This is a genomic window from Nonomuraea turcica (assembly GCF_030718205.1).
Classification (GTDB): domain Bacteria; phylum Actinomycetota; class Actinomycetes; order Streptosporangiales; family Streptosporangiaceae; genus Nonomuraea.
The window spans coordinates 1-507 of record NZ_JAUZQF010000114.1 but is presented as its reverse complement, the minus strand read 5'-3'; the positions used below and the strand labels follow the sequence as shown (position 1 = coordinate 507).

Here is a 507-nt window from a genome sequence, read left to right as displayed (position 1 = left end):
GGAGGCCGCAGCAAGCGCGACCATGAACACGGGCGGCGCGATAGGCCGGAGAGAGCGAGGGACGAGGCCAACGGAGGCCGCAGCAAGCGCGACCATGAACACGGGCGGCGCGATAGGCCGGAGAGAGCGAGGGACGAGGCCAACGGAGGCCGCAGCAAGGTCGCGCCGTGGCGCAGCACGACAGAGCGGCAACGGAGTCGCGCCGTGGCGCAGCACGACAGAGCGGCAACGGAGTCGCGCCGTGGCGCAGCACGACAGAGCGGCAACGGAGTCGCGCCGTGGCGCAGCACGACAGAGCGGCAACGGAGTCGCGCCGTGGCGCAGAGTAGCCAGTGCTCCACTAGTGAGCTGTCACCCCACCACACGTTCGGTGGCGATGGGTGAAGATGCTCCTTAGAAAGGAGGTGATCCAGCCGCACCTTCCGGTACGGCTACCTTGTTACGACTTCGTCCCAATCGCCAGCCCCACCTTCGACCGCTCCCCCCAGCAAGCTGGTTGGGCCACGG

At 68.4% G+C, this 507-nt stretch carries 1 rRNA gene; it reads right to left on the bottom strand.

Annotated features, from left to right (window positions below):
- Positions 1-397: 397 nt before the first annotated feature.
- Positions 398-507, bottom strand: a 16S ribosomal RNA gene (locus Q9G87_RS60485); the annotation flags it as partial.